The following is an 18,367-nucleotide window of genomic DNA, read 5'->3' on the forward strand; positions in this document are numbered from 1 at the left end:
GGTGGGCGTGCGCTGTTTCCAGGCATGCGGCGGACCCGGCGCCACAGGCCAGCGATAGCGTGGCGTTGAGACCCGAGTGACGAGGAGGGCGCGTGCGATTCGCGCTTGACGCACTGTTCGCTGACGTGCCTGCGGAGCAGGTCGATGAAGCTCGTGACTTCTATAAGTCGAGGGCGGCTGGCCGTGGCCCCGGCACACTGGAGGAGCTCAAGGAGGCGCGAGCGAAGAGGTCCGCCCCTCGTGTCGCCGATCCGCCTGCCATCGAAGAGACGATCGAAGCCGCGGGAGCTCGCGTGCCTGTCAGGATCTTCACGCCTGTCGACGGTCCGCCGCGGGGCGTCTACCTGGACATACACGGCGGCGGCTTCTACATGGACTCCGCAGCGCGAGGAGACAAACGCAACCGCGAGCTCGCAGACGCCCTGCACCTCGCCGTTGTCAGCGTCGACTACCGGCTGGCCCCTGAGCACCCCTGGCCAGCGGCACCCGACGACTGTGAAGCGGCGGCGCTCTGGCTCGTTAAAGAAGCCGATGCCCGCTTCGGAACGTCCCGACTTGCGATCGGCGGGAGCTCCGCGGGAGCCACACTCGCCCTGGCGACCTTGCTCCGGCTGAGAGACAGAGGTGCCGTCGGCCAATTCACCGGCGCTGCACTCCAATTCGGGACCTACGACTTGAGCGCACGAACCCCGGCCGGTCGCCGCATCGCGGACGAGTACTTCATCCAGGCGTACGCCGGCCATGTGGAAGACCGCACTGTTCCCGACATCTCTCCCGTCTACGGCGTCCTTGGCGGGCTTCCCCCAACGCTGCTGATCGTGGGCAGCGCAGACGTGTTGTTGGAAGACAACCTGACGCTGGCAGGTCGGCTGTCAGCGGCCGGCAATGACGTCGAGCTCCGTGTCTACCCCGACTCACCCCACGGCTTCACGAGCCACCCCACGGCAATGGCCAGGACGGCACTGAGCGGCGTCGACTCCTGGCTGCGCGACCGGATTACGCAATCGTAGGAACTGACCTCGCCCCTCGAAGGATCCCGACACCAACCGGAGGTGTGATCTTGCTGGCGGGCCTGGTGGGGAGATGGCTGCGGCCACCGTTGATCATCGTCAGGTGTGTGGACTGAAGATGAATTGGTGGCCGCGGGCCACAGCGTAGTTCCTGCCCGTTGGCAGGCGGTGTTCGAGGGCTTGATGGGCCGGATCGCGGGCCGTTTCGGTCGGATTGAACCCCGGCTGCGGGCACGGCAGCTGGTGCTCGGGCTGCTTGCCGATCTGCCGCGCAAGAACTGCTGGACGATTGCCGAGCACACCGGAGGCACCAGCCCGGATGGGCTGCAGCACCTGCTCGCCCGGGCGAAATGGGACGCCGACCTCGTGCGGGACGACCTGCGGGCGTTTGTGCTGGAGCACCTGGCCGACGACCAGGCGGTACTGGTGGTGGACGAGACCGGCGACCTGAAGAAGGGCACCCGCACTGTCGGTGTGCAACGCCAGTACACCGGTACCGCCGGGCGGATCGAGAACGCTCAGGTTGCCGTCTACCTCACCTACGCCTCCCGGCACGGCCATGCAGGAATCGACCGCGCGCTGTACCTGCCGAAGTCCTGGACCTCCGACCCGCGGCGGTGCCACCGGGCCAGCGTGCCCCAGGACATCGGCTTCGCCACCAAGCCGCAGCTCGCCGCGCACATGATCGAACGCGCACTGGACGCCGGTGTCCGGGCCGCATGGGCGGCCGGCGACGAGGTCTACGGCGACAACCCGCACCTGCGCGCCGCCCTTGAAGAGCGGCGGCTGGGCTACGTGCTCGCGGTCGCCAGCGACCATCACCTCACCATCGGCCCCGGCCGCTTCCGGGCCGACGCCCTGGCCACCCGGATACCGAAACGGGCCTGGCAGAGGATCTCCGCGGGAGCTGGCGCCAAGGGACACCGCTGGTATGACTGGGCCCTGCTCGACCTGCCCGCCGGCCCCGGACACCACTGGCTGATGATCCGCCGCAACCGCCGCACCGGCGCACTGGCCTTCTACCGCTGCTTCTCGCCCCGCCGGGTACCGCTGTCCACCCTGGTCAAGGTCGCAGGAAGCCGCTGGACGGTGGAGGAGACATTCCAGAGCTCGAAGACCCTGACCGGACTGGATGAGCACCAGGTCCGCCGTTGGGACTCCTGGCACCGCTGGGTCACCCTGGCCCTGCTCGCCCACGCCTTCCTCGCCGTCACTGCCGCCCTCGAACGCCGCGACCAGGCCCTGGCCGACGACGGAAGCAGTCCGAACGGGCTGATCCCGCTTACCTGCAATGAGATCCAGCGCCTGTTCACCGCCCTGATCGCACCGCCCACCCGCGACCTCGCCCACCGACTGCGCTGGTCCACCTGGCGTCGACGCCACCAAGCCCGCGCCCAACGCAGCCACTACCGCCGCCAAGCCGCCCTTCAACCATGAAGATCACATCTACGGCTGGAGTATTAGCTCCTCACCCTGGCGTGTACGTGTGGAGACTTACACGCCGATAGGCACTCTCGCTGTTCAAGAAGTGAAGCTTCCAGAAGAGGAGGTGCGACGTAAACAGGAGCCGCCCGCTTCCGGACAGCGCGTGGCTTCCAAGCCGAGAGGCCGTCACTAGTCGACAAACTGTGGGCACTTGCTCCGACCCGGGGGATGAGGTTTCAACTATTTCAGTGATCTCAGTCCGGTGCATGCACGTCCGCCCAGGCTATCGACACCAGACAGCCGAGCCGGGGTTTGGAGTCTGCAAAGCCTCCAGCCCTGGCCCAGCCGGCAATGCGACCAGTTCGCGACGACCGCGCCCCCCAGAAACCGGGCCGGACGCGGCCTATGCCGCGGCAGCAACCCACGATCGCTTCCCTGAACGACGCGGCCCTCCTGCCCAGTGACTGGAAGACGGGAAACGCCCCAGCCGTCCGTCAGGAAAGCTGGGGCGTCCAGGCGGCCGGCGGCAGGCGTACGACGTCCGTGGCGGGCACGGTCACCACCCGACCAGCAGAGCCCGCGCTTGCCGCAGGCTGTGCCCGGTGACGTCCCGCGTCCGTGCGCGGTAAAGAACCGAGCGGCATCGGCACGTTGTGGCAGAAGGTGGTGATGTACACCTCGCGCTCTGGCCAGGACACCGCGGCTGCTTCGAGCGACACCGCGGACGCCGAGACGGTAGAGAGACCGACACGGTGGCAGTGCAGGTCTAGGTGTTGTGTGTATGGCGCGTCCGGGCGGCTGTCGCAGGCGACTGCCCGGGCCACTTGCGGTCCCAGGTGGTCGGACTCCCGCCAACCGGTCGGCAACTGCCGTGGCTCGATGGCGGCTACGATCGGGTGCCCGGGGCGTCGACCAGGACGGTCGGTGCGTCACGTCGAGCATCGCTTGCCGGCTCGTTCACGGCATGTGATGCAGGCGCGGGAATTCGCCTGCAGGAATGCTTCCAGGCTTCCGGAATTGGCCGAAGGTCTTCATCTCGGCCCAGTTGTAGAGGATCACGCTCCCTGCAGGTGGTCTGACGAACGACGGTTGGCTGGGCCGGCCCCGGGAGTTGACCGGTGAGACTGGTGTGACCCGTTCGTCGGTTCAGGCCACGATCGCGATGACCTTCGCGGCGTATCCGACCGCCTGGATCGTCGAGTCGACCAGAGCGCCGATGTCTGCATTCACCCTGTTGGTGCAGCGCGCGTTCCAGCCGCCACCTGAGGCCCGCCAGGCGTCACGGATGGACGCCCTTGAGGCGCTTCTGCTCCAGTTGTAGTCACGGGATCCCGACTCGAAAGTCCCATGCATCCGGCCTGACGTCTGGAACACGAAGGCCGTGCTGTCGGAGAAGCGCACGACGCACACACCCGCGAAGTTGTAGCTGGGCGCGCCGGAATCGTGCATGTGGCCGGAGTAGCTGTAGGACCCGCTGGGGTAGACGCTCAGCGAGTACCAGCCGCCCACCGGGACCCCGCCGCCGAAGGTCACGTTCTTGCCCATGTGGACCTGCGTCGGCAAGACGGCGGGACTTCCGGGCGTGAGGGCCGCAGGGCCGGAGGAGGGCGCGGGTGCTGCCTCGGCCGCGGTCGGGGCAATGATGGTTCCCGCAGCCAGCAGAGCCGTTGCGACGGTCGAGGCGCTGCGGAGCTTGATACTGCTCACCATGACTCCGCCTCCTTCTCGAGTATCGGAGTTTGTGCTGATGGTGACTTCAACTGTTGAACGGCGGTGTATCACCGTTGCGAGGCACGACCGGTCGGTCTTCCGACCTGTCGCCAGCCGCGCTGACCTGTTTTCAGGTGCGACGCCCCCTTGACCCACTTTAATCAGTCGGTTGCCTGTGCGCTCGGCGGAGAACTGGTTCGAATCCGGGTCGGCCGCCGGTCGGGGCAACTGCTCGGGGGTCAGGCACCGTATGGGTCGTGGTCAGGCCTGTTCACCGAGGTGCGGCACAGGACGTCGCCGTGGCCCCGTCTCCCGGAACAAGGACACCGAGGCACACGAGCGGCTGACGCAGGAGCCCTGGACATTACGCATGCGAGAGCTGCTGCTCCAGGACTCCGAAGCCCTACTGAAAAGTCCGCTGCGTGCGCAGAATTGCTGGGTAATGAGTCCTGACGACACGTCGACTTCGTGGTAGGCAGGCGTAGAACGCATGAGAGTTCTCGATGCATGAAGCGTTCGTGCGCCCCCATCAGGGCTTGTACGATCCATCGGCGGCAGCAGCAACTCGACCATCGCCCACATGACGTCGGGGATCTCTCCACCCCTGACTGCCAGTTCAGCGATCGGGTGATCGGAAAGACAATGCCTTGGTCGAGCAGGAGATCGGCGTTGTCGACCGAGTGGGCGGGGCCCGCCGGCGAGTTCCGAGCGCACCGATACCCGGGGCGTGCGCGGTCGGCTTCAACACGACCGGGTGGCCGGTCCGCTCGGGCGCGCCCTGGGCCTCCTGTCAGAGCGGGGAGCGCACTCGCCCAGGGCGGCACCAATTGGCCGTCCTGACCGCTTCGCGGACGCTGCTGCTCGGAAGGACAACGACGAACGCCGCCTTCAGTACGTCGGCCGCCTCACCACCCACGCCCGGGGGCGACAGGACCTGCGGTCGCCGGTCTGATCGCCCCTGATCGCCGTCTCCTGGCGGCCACAAGTCAGCGCCAGCGTCATCAGCACCGCTCTCGGGCACTGGCGCGGCTTTCGGAATGGCTCGCATCGCGGGGCATCGCCACCCTCGCCGACTGCACGGCTGGCGTGATGATCTCCTACAGTCGCCACCTTCCCCAGCGCGACCGAAGTCGCAGCACCGTTCACCTGCACCTGAGCTCCGTATCCAGGCTGTGGGCCTCGGACCAGACCAGCCCGGCCCCGTGACCGGCCGGGGCCCCGCACCCGGCAGACCCGGTCGCTGCCCTCCTGTGCGGTAACCGCCTGACGGGGAAGCGCCGGGACGCCGCGGCGGACGCGCGGGCGCAGGAAACGGGTGACGCCGCCGGAACCGTCTGCCGGCCGGAGAGTTCCGGGCTTCCACAGACTGCCCGACTCGCCATCAGCTTACGGGGCCGTGATCACTCGCCCCGAAGCACCTCCAGTCCAAAGCCGCTCCGCCGACCGCTGGATACTGTGCACGCATGCATTCTGGCGACCTGGCCTCAGCGCGTGGCCACCGTGATCCGCTCCTGAGCACACGACGGCCCGGCCCGCGGGACCGGGCAGGCGGCGGACGGCACGCGGGACGGACGGGCGGGCGGCGGTCAGGCGCCGCGGCCGGATGGGCCGGGCACGACCGGGCCGCCGCAAGCTCGGCGCAAGCCTCCGGACGGCCAAGGGACCGGCACGGCGGGGGGGACGCCGGACCGCCGACGGACGGCCGGAGGCCGGACGGGGGGACGCCGGACCGCCGACGGACGGCCGGAGGCCGAACGCGGACAGCCAAGGGCGCGGACAGGGCCACCACGGCCGGACAGCGGGAAGGCAGCCTCCGACCACGGCGCCGCGCGACCGCAGCACGGCGGGGTGCAGCACGTGCTCCAGACCTGCATCACCTCCCACTTTGCCGCCCCCAGGACCCGGTGACGGTCGCGGACTGGGTCAACTTCGACATGGTCGACGCGGAGAAGCAGGACTGGGCGCACGGCTGGGTGGAGCGCCACCGCCGCCGTGTCGAAGCGAAGTTCCGCCCAAGGCGCATACGTCCACTGTGCGCCTTCCGTGTACGACGCGCCGCGGCATCGGCGTCCTCCTCCAGCCGAGCGCGGGTGGCCGCCAGTTCCACGTACGCGGAGGCCGTCCACCACGCCGTGCCGCCCGGCCCGGTATGGAGGTGCACACGTCCTTCGGGGATCCACCGGATCGCATTCTGTTGACGTTCGGGTCGGCAGTCACCGGCCCGTTGCGCCCAGGAACACCACCGCGCCGGTGATCACCAGTACGGCGGATGCGAAGGTGTGCCGTCGCGCCCTGCGCAGCTTCTCCCGCACCAGCCAGGCATGTGCGGTCGCCAGCAGCCATCGCAGATAGGGATCGGTTCGTGCGATGTTGCGCCGGGCCGTGGCCAAGCCGCCTTCCAGCGCCGCCCGTTCGGCGCCTTCGGCGTGTGCCAGCCGTCGGCTGATCTCCAGGGCGAGGTGGCGGTGCCGCAGGAGGTCTTCGACGTCGGTGGCGAGCCAGCCGAAGTAGTGGTCTGGTGCGGCATCGAACTGTTCTCGCAGCCCGCGAAGGGTTGGTGCGGTCAGGTCATCGGGTGTGGTCAGCGGCGGGACGAGGACCTCACTGGTCTGCCACATCGCCCAGGCGATCCCCAGCAGTGCCACGAGCAGTCCGCCACCGGCCCAGGCCGCATGCACCCAGTCGCTGATCTTCCCCACGACGAGCAGCGGGCCGCCACCGAGCAGCAGAGCACCCACCGCGCCGCAGGACACCAGGGTCCAGCGCGCCGCCTCCCGGCTGTCGGCGACGGAGTCCAGGGGTGAGGGCAGCGCGTCCAGCACTGCGGTGCCGGGTGAAGGGGTCGGTGGGCTGGCGCTCACCGGGTGTCTCGGCGGAAGACGACACCGAGCGGCCCGGGGTCGTCGTCGGGGAGGTCCACGTACGGCGCCCACACCTCGCCGTCGAAGAACTCAAGCATGCCGGAGTCGTTGACCCGTACCGCGTTTGTCTTCGGATGCTCTTCCGGAGCGTCTGACATGAACTCATTATGAGGGCAGGTGCGATGGGGCGCCATTGTCTTCCGGCAGGCTGCCCCGACATCCTGGCCGCAAGGACAACGGGGGCTCACATGATCAGGCTGACGATCGACACCGCGCTGGTGGCCTGCCGAGTGAGGGGCGAGAGAGTCACCCACACACCGAGGGGGCTGGACCAGCGCACGGGTGACCTGCTGTGGCGGCTGCGCAGACAGCCCTCGCACATGTTGTTGCGGGAAGTGGGGGCAGCGCTCGCGGACTGCTTCCTGGACGGGCCCGTCGGCCGGATGCTGCACGAGGAGTTGCGTCAGCCCGGGCGCCGTCGGATCGGCATCGAGGCGAGAGATCCGGCGGTGGCGGACCTTCCGTGGGAGACCCTCGTACCGCCCGGCCGCACCCTCCCGCTGGCTCTGGATCCCGAAGTCGACCTGTACCGCACGACCACGCACACGGCCGGCCCAGCCGGCGCCGCCGGCGGGCCCCTGCGGATTCTCGCCGCCGTGGCCGCCCCCGACAACAGCATGGCCGAACTGCTTGACTACGAGCGGGAACTGGGCAGAATTCTGGACGCCGTGGAGCCCGGTCACCGCACCGGCCTTCGGGTGCGCATCCTCGAGTGGGGCAGCGCGGCGGCCATCCGGTCCGCGCTCGCCGAGGAAGCCTGTCAGGTGCTGCACATCTCCTGCCATGCCCGCCCCGGTGCACTGTTGCTGGAGACGCGCTCCGGCCAGGAGGACGTGGTGGACGCCGCACGCTTCGTGCAGGAAGTCCTGCCCTCCCACGGCAACGTGCGCTTGATCGTGCTGGCTGGTTGTTCCACCGCCGTGGAGGGGCACTCGCAGTTGCCGGGGCTGGCCAGAAGCCTGTTGGACAACGGTGTTCCAGCCGTTCTCGCGATGACCAACGCCGTCAGCGACGACTACGCCACCGAGCTCGGCGCGCGCCTGTACCGAGGGCTTGCGGCGCACCCGGACAAGGACCTGCTCGCCGTGTTCTGCGAGGTTCGTCGGCAACTGGCACAGGAACCGAGCCCCCTTCCGGAGTGGGCGACACCGGCGCTGTTCCTCGCCGACCCCGAGCTGTGTGTGTCCGACGGCAGTCCTTCCCCCGCGGAACCCGCCGAGGAACGGGGTCCGCAGTCCGTCGTCCTCGACGGCATCGTGCGCGCACGGAATGACTTCGTCGGCCGCAGAAGCACCCTGCGGGAGCTGACCGGCACCGAATGGCGGATCCTTCTGCACGGTATCGGTGGTGTCGGCAAGACCACGCTGGCCGCCGAACTGGTCCAGCGCTTCCTGGCCGCGGTCCCGGACGGCGTGGTGGTGGCGGTCAGCGGTGACACGGCCGCCGACGCGATCCTGGAACAGGTACGTCGCGAACTGCGTGCTCACTGTGCACGGAAAGGACTTGGGCGGACCCACCCGCTGCACCGGTTGGTCATGGCCCTGAGCGAACCCGGACGCGACTGGCGCGACCGGCTCGCGGCGACCACCCGGAGCAGCGTGCCGCTCCTGCTCGTTCTCGACAACGCCGAGGACAACCTCGACGCCGGACATCACCTGGTGGACCCGGATCTGTCGGAGTTCGTCCGTATCTGGGCGGAGCATCATCGCATCATCGTCACCAGCAGGTTCCCTTTCCCGGCACCAGGTCTCGATCCCCATCATCTCGGCCCGCTGACCTGGCAGGAGACCCGGAAGCTCATGTGGCGGCTGCCTGGCCTGGACGCGTTGTCGCCGGCCGAGCAGTGGCAGGTGTGGACGAGGCTGGGCGGTCATCCGCGTTCCCTTGAATATCTGGACGCCCTGCTGCGCGACGGCGCCGACCGCTTCGACGAACTGAGCACGCGGCTGCGCGTGGCACTGGCCGACCGGTCCGTCACTCCTGGCGGGCTGGGGCAGATGATGGAGGACACCAGCGCCCTGATCGCCCAGGACGTGCTGCTGCCGGAACTGTTGGCCGGCCTCGAAACCGTTGCTTTGGCCGAGCCGCTGCTACTGGGCGCCGCGGTGTACCGGTTGCCGGTGGACCGGGTCGGTCTCGTCTGGCAGGTGGCAACTGCGCCGGCCGCCCCGTCCGCGCGGGCGGAGCCACCCGCGGTGCCCGACGGCCTGGAGGACGCCCTCGCCCGGCTCCTGCACCTCGGGCTGCTGGCGCCCGTCGGCTCCGGCTACCTGGTGCATCGGTGGACAGCCGCGGCCTTGGCCCGTCTGGCCGGCCCGGACCGGCTGACGCAAGCACACCGCAGGGCGGGTGCCTACTGGGGTTGGCGGTGCGGGACACCGTTGGAGCAGGCCGACTACATCCGTTTCGTACTCGAGGCCAGGTACCACGAGCTCGCCGGCGGCCGAGTGATGGAGGCCCTCGACTACGCGGCGCTCGCCTGCACCGAGCTGGACAAGGCCGGCCAGTGGTCACGGGAAGAGCGCTTGCGCAACGAGGCGCTGTCCATGGCGGCGCCAGGGTCGCTCAGGGCTGCCGAGTGCCTCGCGGACCTCGGCGGCCTGGATGCCCGCAGGGGGCGCTATGACCAGGCCGAGGTACGGTACCTGAAGGCTCTGGAAGCGTTCGTCGAGCTGGGGGCGGACGACCGGGTGGGGGCCGCACTGCACCAACTGGGGCTGATTGCCGAACACCGAGGGGACCAGCCCGAGGCCGAGCGGCTGTACCGCCAGTCGATGACGGTCAAGGAACGCATCGGCGACCGCCGAGGGATGGCGTTCACCTTGCACCACCTCGCGGGCCTGGCCTCGAACAGGGGCGACGACCGGCTCGCGGAGCAGCAGTACCTCGACGTACTGGCGCTGTGCGAGGATCTGGACGACCTCGCGGGGGTCGCGGCCGCCCACCACCAGGTCGGCTTCCTGGCCTTGCGCGCCAAGGACTTCGACAAAGCGGCCCGGTGCGCCGAAAGCGCCCTGTCCCACTTCGTCAGGTTGGGCGACCGGGTCAACGAGGGCAACGGCAGGATGGCCCTGGCGAAGATCGCCCTCGCCCGCTTCGACCACGCAGCGGCGCTGGCGGGCGGACGAGCCGCGCTGGAGATCTTCGAGGACATCGGGAGCAGCCGGAACATCGCCGAAGCGTACGATCTGCTCGGCGAGATCTCGCGGGAGAACGGGGACCTGGCCTGGGCGGAGAGGTGTTTCTCCCGGGCGAGGGACGAGTTCGCCCACCTGGGTGAGAAGGCATACCTGACATCGTGCAGTCGGCAACTCGGAGCCGTACGAACGGTTCTGGGACACGTGGCCGCCGCGGTGCCCTGCACCCTGGAGTCATGGCTCCAGGACGAGCGGCGCGGCCTTCAGGACCTTGAGTTGCTCACCGTGCAGCGCATGGAACTGGGCGCCCAGGCCTTTGCCCAGGCCGTACGGCGGTACGCGGAGGAGTCGACGGCGGCATACGCGATCGAGCGAACGGCGGAGTACCACCGGTTCCGCCACTCCCACCCCAGTCCCACACCGTTGGGCAGCGCCTACGTGCATCTCGGCGACGCCGCGCTTGATCGCGGTGCTTTGGGAACCGCCCGGATGTTCCTGCAGCGCGCGTTGCCGCTGTGTGAAGCAGCCGACTACGCCGAGGGCATCGCCAAATGCCACGAGGATCTCGGGCACGTCGGCCTGGCAGTCCGCCAGTTCGAGGAGGCCAAGCGGCGCTACCTGTCCGCGCTCGCCCTCTACGAACGGCTGCGGAACGACACCAACGCAGCCATCATCCACCATCAGCTCGGACTGGTCTGCCAGGATCAGGGCGCCTACGAAGAGGCCGAGGAGCACCTGCGTGCCTCGGTGACGCTGAAGAAGCAGCGGGGTAACCGGTCGGGTGTCTCCAACAGCATGTTCCACCTGGGCCGAGTGGCCCAGCTCCGCGGTGATCCGGCGCTGGCCGAGCAGTGTTACCGCGAATGCCTGGCCATCGACGAGGAACTGCGCGCATGGCCGGAGTTGGCACTCGACTACGGCGAACTCGGCAACCTCCGCGCGGAGCAGGGACGCTTCGAGGAGGCGGTGCCTTTGATGGTCCAAGCTCTGTCCATCAACCAACAGATCAGCTCGGACAACGCGGTCCTCAACATCAACGCCCTGCGCAAGCAACGGGTCAAGCTCGGCGAGGAGGGGTTCACCCGTATCCTGCGCCGTGGCATGAACGAAGAGTCTGTCGCCGCAGTCCTCGCCACCACCGCCACGCTGCCAAGCACCGCGGGCCGTACGGGAAAGGGGGCACCGAAACCCGATGTACCCAACCCCGAGAGCGACACCATGGCTTTCGACGAGGGTGCGATCTCGTAGGGACGGCAATGACGATCGTGGGGGCGCCGAGCACGCAGGGATTGCGTGAGCTCACCGTCGAGGCCTCCAGCCGATGCGGCCTCCCCCGCCCGTACCGCCGCGACCTGCATGCCCCCGGCTTCTCGCCGCACATCGGCGAAGGCCGGAAGAGCCGACTGAGCGTGCGGACTTGGCCGGCTGACGTCGCAGAAAGTCCGCGTGAAGCCGGGCGCCGGCGGATGCCTCGTCAAGGGTGCGTCCGTTCTGGCGGGCCGCCATTGAGGCGGCGTACCAGTCCGACCAGCGGTGCGCGGGGGACTTTACGATGACTGAACCCATCGACGCCTGGTTCTGTGCACGGGTTTGGGTTCTGGCACGACTTCCGTGAAGCGGTCACGATCAGTGATCAGCGGGTGTTTCGGGTGCTTGGAGGATCTGTCGCACCTTCTGGCGCCACTGATCGGCGTCGGTGCTGTCCACCCAGCCGGTTGCCAGTTCTGATCCGTCCTGGAGAACCCGGTTCAGTGCGAGTCTCGCCGACGAACGAAGCGAGGCCGGCAGTTCGGGCAGTGGTTCCCTGGGGCCGTCATCGGGGTCAATCACGATGGGGCTGTCCGGGAGGGTGCTGGCGACGAGAGCGCCGGCGGCAACGGCTTCGGCCCCGTCTCCGCCATCGACGCGTTCTCCCAAGTCGGCGACGAGCTTGAATGCCCGCTCCAGCACGTAGATGACCTGCTGGGGGGTGAGTCCCTCGAATTCATCGACGAAGTCTGCGGCGAGGTCGCTGTCGAACGGGCCGGTTCCCCAAGATCTCGGTCAGCGTCTCGGGTCGGCCGAGGACTCGTCACCACGCGGGGTGCCGGCGGTTGCGCGGTGACCGGCCGTGGCGAGGTCCGCTTCTCGCGTGGGTAGGCGCTTACCCGGCCGTAGAAGCTGCTGTCCGCGCAGCCGGGCACCTACACCTGCACGACCTCCGTGGACACCGTCGACCGCAGCAACATCACCGAGGTCAAGGCGGCCGGGCGGCAGCTGATGAACGAGAAGGACGCGGCCTGGGCCAACACCACCCAGTGGGCGTGTCTGGAGACCCTCTGGGACCACGAGAGCGGCTGGCGGTGGAACCGGCCACCTCTACGGCACGACCACCTCCGGGCTGCTGCTGCGCTACCGATGGGGCCTGAGCTACATCGACGGCCGCTACGGCTCCCCGGCCGTTGATCTTGTAGCTGAGCAGACGTCCGTCCGAGGTGGAGGCGATGATGCGGTCGTCGCCCGCGGCGGCCAGCGTCTTGAGGACGAAGCCCGTGTCGATCACGACGTGCTGGCCTATGTGGGCCGACCCGGAGGGCTTGTCCTGCGACACCAGGTACTGGTGCAGCTGACCGTCGACCGTGCCGTAGAGGTGGCCGGCGCCGTCGTACACCATCTTGTCGAAGGTCCAGCCGCCGTCCCAGATCTTGACGACCCCGGCGAGCCCCAGGGACGTGTTGTTGGTCTGGACGTCGACGCGGTAGAGGTCCCCGGCGGTCGACGTGACCAGCACCGTGTTGAAGTTGAGCGTCGCCATCGCCTTCGGCGTGAAGCCGAGGTTCGGGCCGATGAGCGTCTTGACGCGGTCGCCGGTGTTCGGCTCGATCTGCGTGTACGTCAGTCTGCCGTCCGTCAGCGTGCCGTAGATCGACACGTCACCGGTGCAGGAGGCGACGGCCTGCGCGGCCCCGCCGGCGACGGTGACCAGACCCAGGGACGTCGCGCCGACGGCGAGCGCGGCGAACGTACGGCGAACGGCATGGCTCAGCTTCATTGGTTCCTCCTGCGGCACGAAAGTCGAGCGGGCGCACGCACGTCCATGGCCCGCGCAGCCGCTCTGCAGGTACGGCTGCGCGAGACATTCGTGGGTGTGGCGCCCGGTGGCAGGAGCTACTTTTGTCGCAGGTCAGGACCGCCGGAAGAGAGAATCGGTGGCCACAAGAGTCCCTGGCCGCTTGGGTCCTGATGACGCGTGACCCAGGTACGTGCGGTGGGCGACGGTACCGAACCCACGGCTGGATTCAGTAGCAGTCAGGGAGCCAGGTACCGCTCCAAATGCGTGGGTCGGGTGGCCAAGGCAGGGGCAATGCCTCATAAGACGCCGTTTCTGATGGCGGGTGCATCTCGTTGTCGAGGTATGGCAGGCCTCGTGGAGCGGCTGGTGCCAGAGGAGCTGTGGGAACTGTTTCGGCGGGTCGTGCCGCCGACCGAGGTGGTCCGCCCGCAGGGCGGAGGGAAAAGCGAGCCGGCGATCGCGAGGTCTTGGCCGGGATCATCTTCGTCGCCACCTCCGGCTGCACCTGGCGACAGCTGCCGCCGGTGTTCGGCCCCAGCCGGCAGACGGTCTATCGGCGTTTCGCCCAGTGGAGCCGCGCACGGGTGTGGGCCCGGCTGCACCGTGTGATCATGGACTGGTGACGATCACGGGGTCGAGTACGCCGTTGTCCAGGCCGCGCAAGCCGGGGTCCGCCAGGGCCCCGAGGCCCGCGGCACGCAGGGGGGCCAGGACGTGGTCCTGGCGGGCGGCGGTGTTGTCGTGGGTACGGCCGGGCCGGACGGTGGATGTGCGCGACGGGCTCGGCGAGCCGCCCGGGGTACTGCCGTCAGCGGGAGCGGCGCCGGAGGGCGGCGGCATCGACGACGGGTACAGCGTCGCGCGCAGCCTGGGCGCGTCGGCGAACTGATCAAGGAGCTCCCGCTGCTCCGGCGAGAGGTGCTCGGGCCAGCTCCGGGTTTGGCTGTGGGACGGCCCGAGCCGTCGAGCGTGTCGACGGCCAGGTCGTCGACGACGTCCCTGACCCCGTCCTCCGGTACGGCCGCAACGTGGGCAGGTCGAGGTGGACGGTCACGCCTCCGGGCCCGAGGGTGATGTCGAGGGCCTCGTGGGCGACGGGCGCGTACTGGTGGGGCTCCGCCTCGACGAGGACGGTGATTTGCTCCGCCCAGAACTGCGCGTCACACCACCCCCCCCCGGTGCGGGTGGAAAAGGTGCAGGCATACTGCACTGGTGGCCTGGCCGCCGCCGGCGGCGTACTGGAGCCAGAACTGAGCGCCCTCCTCGCAACGGCCAAGAGCAGGAGACAGGCGAAGGCGAGGGCGCCACCGGGGTCCCGGCAGGCGTCAGAGCGCGCGATTCGGCAGGTGGCCTCGTCGTCGTGGATGACGCCCTGGCAAGCGCAGGCTCAAGCAGATCCAGTACCGACCGGACACAGTCGACGGCTGCCTTGCCGGCACTGGCCTTGCCATCCACGACTGACGAACCCAAGGAACGGCCAGCCGACACCTGGCCCTACGATCGCGGCACCCCGCCGAACGCTTGTGCCCGACGAATTGAGTGAGCCCGTGAGCGACGACGTCCACGGATCGGCTGCCCGCACTGCGGTGCCTCGATCGACACGGACTGGAAAGCCCTGTTCGCCGCCCGCCGGCTCTTTCGCGCCATGGACGCTGTGCCCGTCGACCACGGAACCGGAAACTGTGGCTTCGTTCGACCTCTCCGACGGGCATGTCACCCGGATCTGGGCGGTCCACAACCCGGAGAAGTTGCGTCCGTGGGCCCGGTGGTCCTGGGCCTGGACTGCACCGGTCGTCAGGTTGTCAGAGCCAGTGGTCCTCCGACCGGGACCGCGGACGGTGCCGCGTGGCCGGCCGGGATCCGGGGGCCATCGCCCAGTCGGAGCCGCCGCTGCGCCACCGCGGCCGGGTGGCCGCTCCCCTCCCGCGCGCCGCGCGCGGCCTGAGCCGGCCGGGGGCGGTCCCGTCGGGACCGGCGGCTGGCGCCTCCGGTGCCGGATGCGGGTAGGGCTTGGCAGGCAGGCCGTGCGCTTCCCGGAAGGCTGATGTCGTCGCCCAGGCCAGCCTGGGATTGACGGCGAATTCGGAGCGCACCTGCGCGAGCCGTGCCAGACGGCCGGGGCCGGCGTTCCGGATCAGACGCCGTACCTCCTCCTCCTTCAGGGAGTTGTCGAATATCCCGAGCAGCGTCGAGCAGAAGTAGAGGTAGGCGGCCATCTCCAGACGGAGCCGGTTCAGCTTCTCATGGGCACTCCGTACCGCCTCGGCATCGGTGGTACGGGGAGCCGTACCGACCGCGACGCGGTCCATCTCGGCCAGCAGGGAGGCGGAGGTCGGTGCCTGGGTACGGTCCAGGACCTCGTGGAGGGTGCACAGGAAGACACCGGTGTCCGGTTCCAGGTCGGAGTGCTGGGCGGCGATCTCCAGTGCGTGGACCTTGCGCTCCAGGTCGGCCCGCACCATGGCCCGGGTCAGGACTTCCAGCGTACGATCGGGTCCCGGCTTCCCCTTCGCGAGCGAGACCAGGCTGCGGGCCGCGCGGATGAGGTCCCGCGGCAGCCCTCCGGAGACGACGTGACAGAGGCAGAGGAAGGCTTCGGGCAGACCGATGACGCGCTGTCTCATCAGGGTCCGCGACATCGAGAGGTCGGCCGGACGGACGTCCACGACGGTGTCCAGCGACGAGTCGAAAGCGTCCCGGACGGGCAGCCCGCGCCGCTCGAACGAGCTCATGGCGTTGTCCGAGACGGAAATCAGGTAGAAGCAATCCTCCCGCCCGAAGATTCCCTTGATGTCGTTGATGAACTGGTAGACCTGGTCATTGGCGTCGATCTTGTCGAGTTCGTCGATGCCGATGAAGACCTTGCGGCGGCTGCGCTTCAGTGTCCGCAAAAATCCGTTCAGCCGGGCCACGAGTTCGGGGAATCCCATGGGATTCTCGGTCATCGTCGTATTCGCGGAGGCACCGGCCTCGATGCCCACGGGGGTCTTGATCCCGGTGGACCATGTGCGAGACATCGACTGCTGGTACACCAGCCCACGGAGCAGTATCGAAGCCTCGGCCGCCTCCGAGCCGTGAGCCGCCTCGATCGCGGCGGACTCGTCGGCGCCCCGCCGGCGGTCCCCGCGGTGGGTCGTCCAGAAGACCCAGCCCAGACAGGAGGCGAAGATCAGGATGATGGCCGAGGCCAGATGGGCCGGCGGTGTCCAGTGCACGCCGGCGATGATCAGCAGGGCGACCCCCCAGCAGCCCGCGAACGCGAGGACGGTCATGACGACGATGTCCAGGGGTGTGTAAGCCGCTGAGCCCTCGTCCTCCTCGTCCTCCTCGTCCCCGCGGGACCGCCGGGACAGGTAGTCATCGGGTACGACGGCGGCGCACACCCTGGAGAAGAGCAGCAGGATGAACTCCCGCGCGTCGTACTTGACCGGCGCCGGGACCAGCACTCGTACCGGTGGCTTGTCGGCCAGCGACTCCGCGACCGGGGCATGCTCCTTGGAGCAGTAGTGCCGCAGCAACGTGGTCTTCCCGACGCCTCGGGGCCCGGAGATGCCGATGCTGCCGCCGGGCATCGTCGAGATCAGCTGGTCGATCTCCCGCACCGCGGGCACCGTGATGAGGAACTGCGGGTCCTCCAGTTCCGCCAGCCCTTTGGGGTCGCGGATGTCGAGGGAGAGGGAGTACGAGGGTTTCCGATCGTTGATCTCCTCCCGCAGGAGCGTGGGCACCGCTCGCCACCGCAGGGCCGCTTTCCAGTCCCTCCGCGCGGTCTCCAGATTGCTCTTCAGCACCAGGTACCGTTCCGCCGCGGCGGCCCCGCGCCGGCGGCCACGGACCTTGCTGTGTACAGCACGCCACCCGATCGCGCCCATGGCGAGGACGGTGAAGACACCGGTGGCGTTTCCGGCGATTCCGCCGATGGCGAAGAAGGCCACGGCGAAGAGCAGGCCGATCGCGGCCCCGACGAACGCGACCAGGAGCATGAGGACTCTCCTCGGTGTGGCCCATCGAGTCTTCGCGGCGAGTGCCTCACCCATGGCCCGGGTCCGCGCCCCAAGCTCCTGGAGCCTGCTGAACTCGGGCGCATAAGCGGACTCCAGTTTGTCCCGCTTCTTCTTTATCTCCTTCCTCAATTCGTCGGGAGAAATGTGGGCATCCGCCATACCTGATATTATTTCCGGGTCGTTCTCCAGGGCGTGGGATATCGCACTGTCTATTTCCTGCTGCTGTGTCTCTTCCCAGTTCATCACCGCTCACCTGCCGTCAGAGGCGGCTCCCCCGTCACTCCCCTCCTTCCAGACTGGTCCAGTCGTGGACGCCCCGCAATGCGGGCCGGGACCATGTCATCGGGTGATTTCGACGTCGGTGAATCCGGCGGCTTCGAGGCCGGTGCGGTATTCCGCGAAGGACAAGGCGCCCGCGATGGGTAGCCCGTAGGGCGTTCCAGTCGCCGGGGTGGGTGGAACGCCTTCCACCCCGAATGCGCGGGCCACGACCCTGACCGACCTCGACAGCCCGGGGCCGGCTGACGGGCGGCTGGACGCTCATCGCTGACTGCGGTGGCTCGTGTGGAAGGCATCTCGCCATGACGTGGTCCTTGTCTGACCGACAAGGTGCGGATCACCACCGAGGCCATCGTCGGCGCCGTCACCGGCTCCGTCGCGGCACACAGGCCGCATGGTCCTGACCTGCGGTGAACGGCCACTCAGCCGCACGTCCCGTCATGCACGAGCAGCGGCCGGATTTGCTTTTCAGGTGCCTGTCAAGCGGGACGCGTTCCGGCCGGCGAGCCGGTGCATCGCTCTCCGGCAGCCCTCGCCTGGCTGCGGCACGGGTATGAGCTGGAGCAGGCCGTGAAGAAGGCCGTCCGGCACGTTCAAGACGATCCGCCTGCCGAATAGCCGGCGCGAACCTCTACCGCTCGTCGGGTCAGGTGGCCAGCACCTCTCCCGTCTCCTCGTCGAAGAGGTTGACCGAGCGCCGGGCCTGCTCCCGTACTCGCCGACACAGCGGCGGAACGCGTCTCGCACCACTTCCTCCCGGGTCCGCCAGTCGAGCAGCGCGGCCCGGACGACGGTCGAGTGTGTGGCGGGTGAAGCGGTGGCGTACGGC

Annotated in this window: 9 protein-coding genes and 4 pseudogenes; 5 read left to right on the forward strand and 8 right to left on the reverse strand. The window is 68.7% G+C overall.

The genetic code is table 11. The features are described from left to right. Nucleotides 1–92 precede the first annotated feature (92 nt). Both ACH4LD_RS25755 and ACH4LD_RS25760 read left to right on the forward strand, forming a co-directional pair. Complete coding sequence (locus ACH4LD_RS25755) at nucleotides 93–1,010, forward strand: alpha/beta hydrolase (RefSeq protein ID WP_398056816.1); 918 nt, start codon at nucleotides 93–95, stop codon at nucleotides 1,008–1,010. Nucleotides 1,011–1,193: 183 nt separating this feature from the next. After that, the gene (locus ACH4LD_RS25760) at nucleotides 1,194–2,447 is read left to right on the forward strand and encodes an IS701 family transposase (RefSeq protein WP_398056815.1); all 1,254 of its coding nucleotides are present in this window, start codon (nucleotides 1,194–1,196) and stop codon (nucleotides 2,445–2,447) included. Nucleotides 2,448–3,581: 1,134 nt separating this feature from the next. Here the strand turns inward: ACH4LD_RS25760 and ACH4LD_RS25765 are convergent. The 3 genes from ACH4LD_RS25765 to ACH4LD_RS25775 form a co-directional block, all read right to left on the reverse strand. Next, nucleotides 3,582–4,145, reverse strand: a complete 564-nt coding sequence (locus ACH4LD_RS25765) for a hypothetical protein (RefSeq protein ID WP_398056814.1) — start codon at nucleotides 4,143–4,145, stop codon at nucleotides 3,582–3,584. A gap of 2,213 nt (nucleotides 4,146–6,358) precedes the next feature. Next, on the reverse strand, nucleotides 6,359–7,006 hold the full coding sequence (locus ACH4LD_RS25770) for a hypothetical protein (protein WP_398056813.1): 648 nt from the start codon (nucleotides 7,004–7,006) through the stop codon (nucleotides 6,359–6,361). Beyond that, nucleotides 7,003–7,164: a hypothetical protein gene (locus ACH4LD_RS25775; RefSeq protein WP_398056812.1), complete on the reverse strand. Its 162-nt coding sequence runs from the start codon at nucleotides 7,162–7,164 to the stop codon at nucleotides 7,003–7,005. The genes ACH4LD_RS25770 and ACH4LD_RS25775 overlap by 4 nt, the downstream gene beginning before the upstream one ends. A gap of 9 nt (nucleotides 7,165–7,173) precedes the next feature. On the opposite strand from ACH4LD_RS25775, the gene ACH4LD_RS25780 reads away from it, so the two are divergent. Further along, the gene (locus ACH4LD_RS25780) at nucleotides 7,174–11,451 is read left to right on the forward strand and encodes a tetratricopeptide repeat protein (RefSeq protein WP_398056811.1); all 4,278 of its coding nucleotides are present in this window, start codon (nucleotides 7,174–7,176) and stop codon (nucleotides 11,449–11,451) included. A gap of 378 nt (nucleotides 11,452–11,829) precedes the next feature. Here ACH4LD_RS25780 and ACH4LD_RS25785 read toward each other — a convergent pair. Together ACH4LD_RS25785 and ACH4LD_RS25790 are read right to left on the reverse strand one after the other, a co-directional pair. Further along, a pseudogene (locus ACH4LD_RS25785) lies at nucleotides 11,830–12,225 on the reverse strand (DUF4259 domain-containing protein); the annotation flags it as partial. Nucleotides 12,226–12,439: 214 nt separating this feature from the next. Then, the gene (locus ACH4LD_RS25790) at nucleotides 12,440–13,234 is read right to left on the reverse strand and encodes a hypothetical protein (RefSeq protein WP_398056810.1); all 795 of its coding nucleotides are present in this window, start codon (nucleotides 13,232–13,234) and stop codon (nucleotides 12,440–12,442) included. A gap of 363 nt (nucleotides 13,235–13,597) precedes the next feature. On the opposite strand from ACH4LD_RS25790, the pseudogene ACH4LD_RS25795 reads away from it, so the two are divergent. Continuing rightward, a pseudogene (locus ACH4LD_RS25795) lies at nucleotides 13,598–13,872 on the forward strand (transposase); the annotation flags it as partial. Here ACH4LD_RS25795 and ACH4LD_RS25800 read toward each other — a convergent pair. Then, on the reverse strand, nucleotides 13,865–14,095 hold the full coding sequence (locus ACH4LD_RS25800) for a hypothetical protein (RefSeq protein ID WP_398056809.1): 231 nt from the start codon (nucleotides 14,093–14,095) through the stop codon (nucleotides 13,865–13,867). The pseudogene ACH4LD_RS25795 and the gene ACH4LD_RS25800 sit on opposite strands and share 8 nt — an antisense overlap. Nucleotides 14,096–14,934: 839 nt before the next feature. On the opposite strand from ACH4LD_RS25800, the pseudogene ACH4LD_RS25805 reads away from it, so the two are divergent. Then, a pseudogene (locus ACH4LD_RS25805) lies at nucleotides 14,935–15,021 on the forward strand (RNA polymerase subunit sigma-24); the annotation flags it as partial. Nucleotides 15,022–15,057: 36 nt separating this feature from the next. Here the strand turns inward: ACH4LD_RS25805 and ACH4LD_RS25810 are convergent. Continuing rightward, nucleotides 15,058–17,502, reverse strand: coding sequence for a hypothetical protein (locus ACH4LD_RS25810; RefSeq protein WP_398056808.1), 2,445 nt, complete (start codon nucleotides 17,500–17,502; stop codon nucleotides 15,058–15,060). Between the two features lie 96 nt (nucleotides 17,503–17,598). Then, nucleotides 17,599–17,679 (reverse strand): annotated as a pseudogene (locus ACH4LD_RS25815) (arsenite S-adenosylmethyltransferase); the annotation flags it as partial. Nucleotides 17,680–18,367 lie beyond the last annotated feature (688 nt).

Origin of the sequence: Streptomyces sp. NPDC017676 (assembly GCF_044329325.1) — a bacterium.
Lineage (GTDB): Bacteria > Actinomycetota > Actinomycetes > Streptomycetales > Streptomycetaceae > Streptomyces.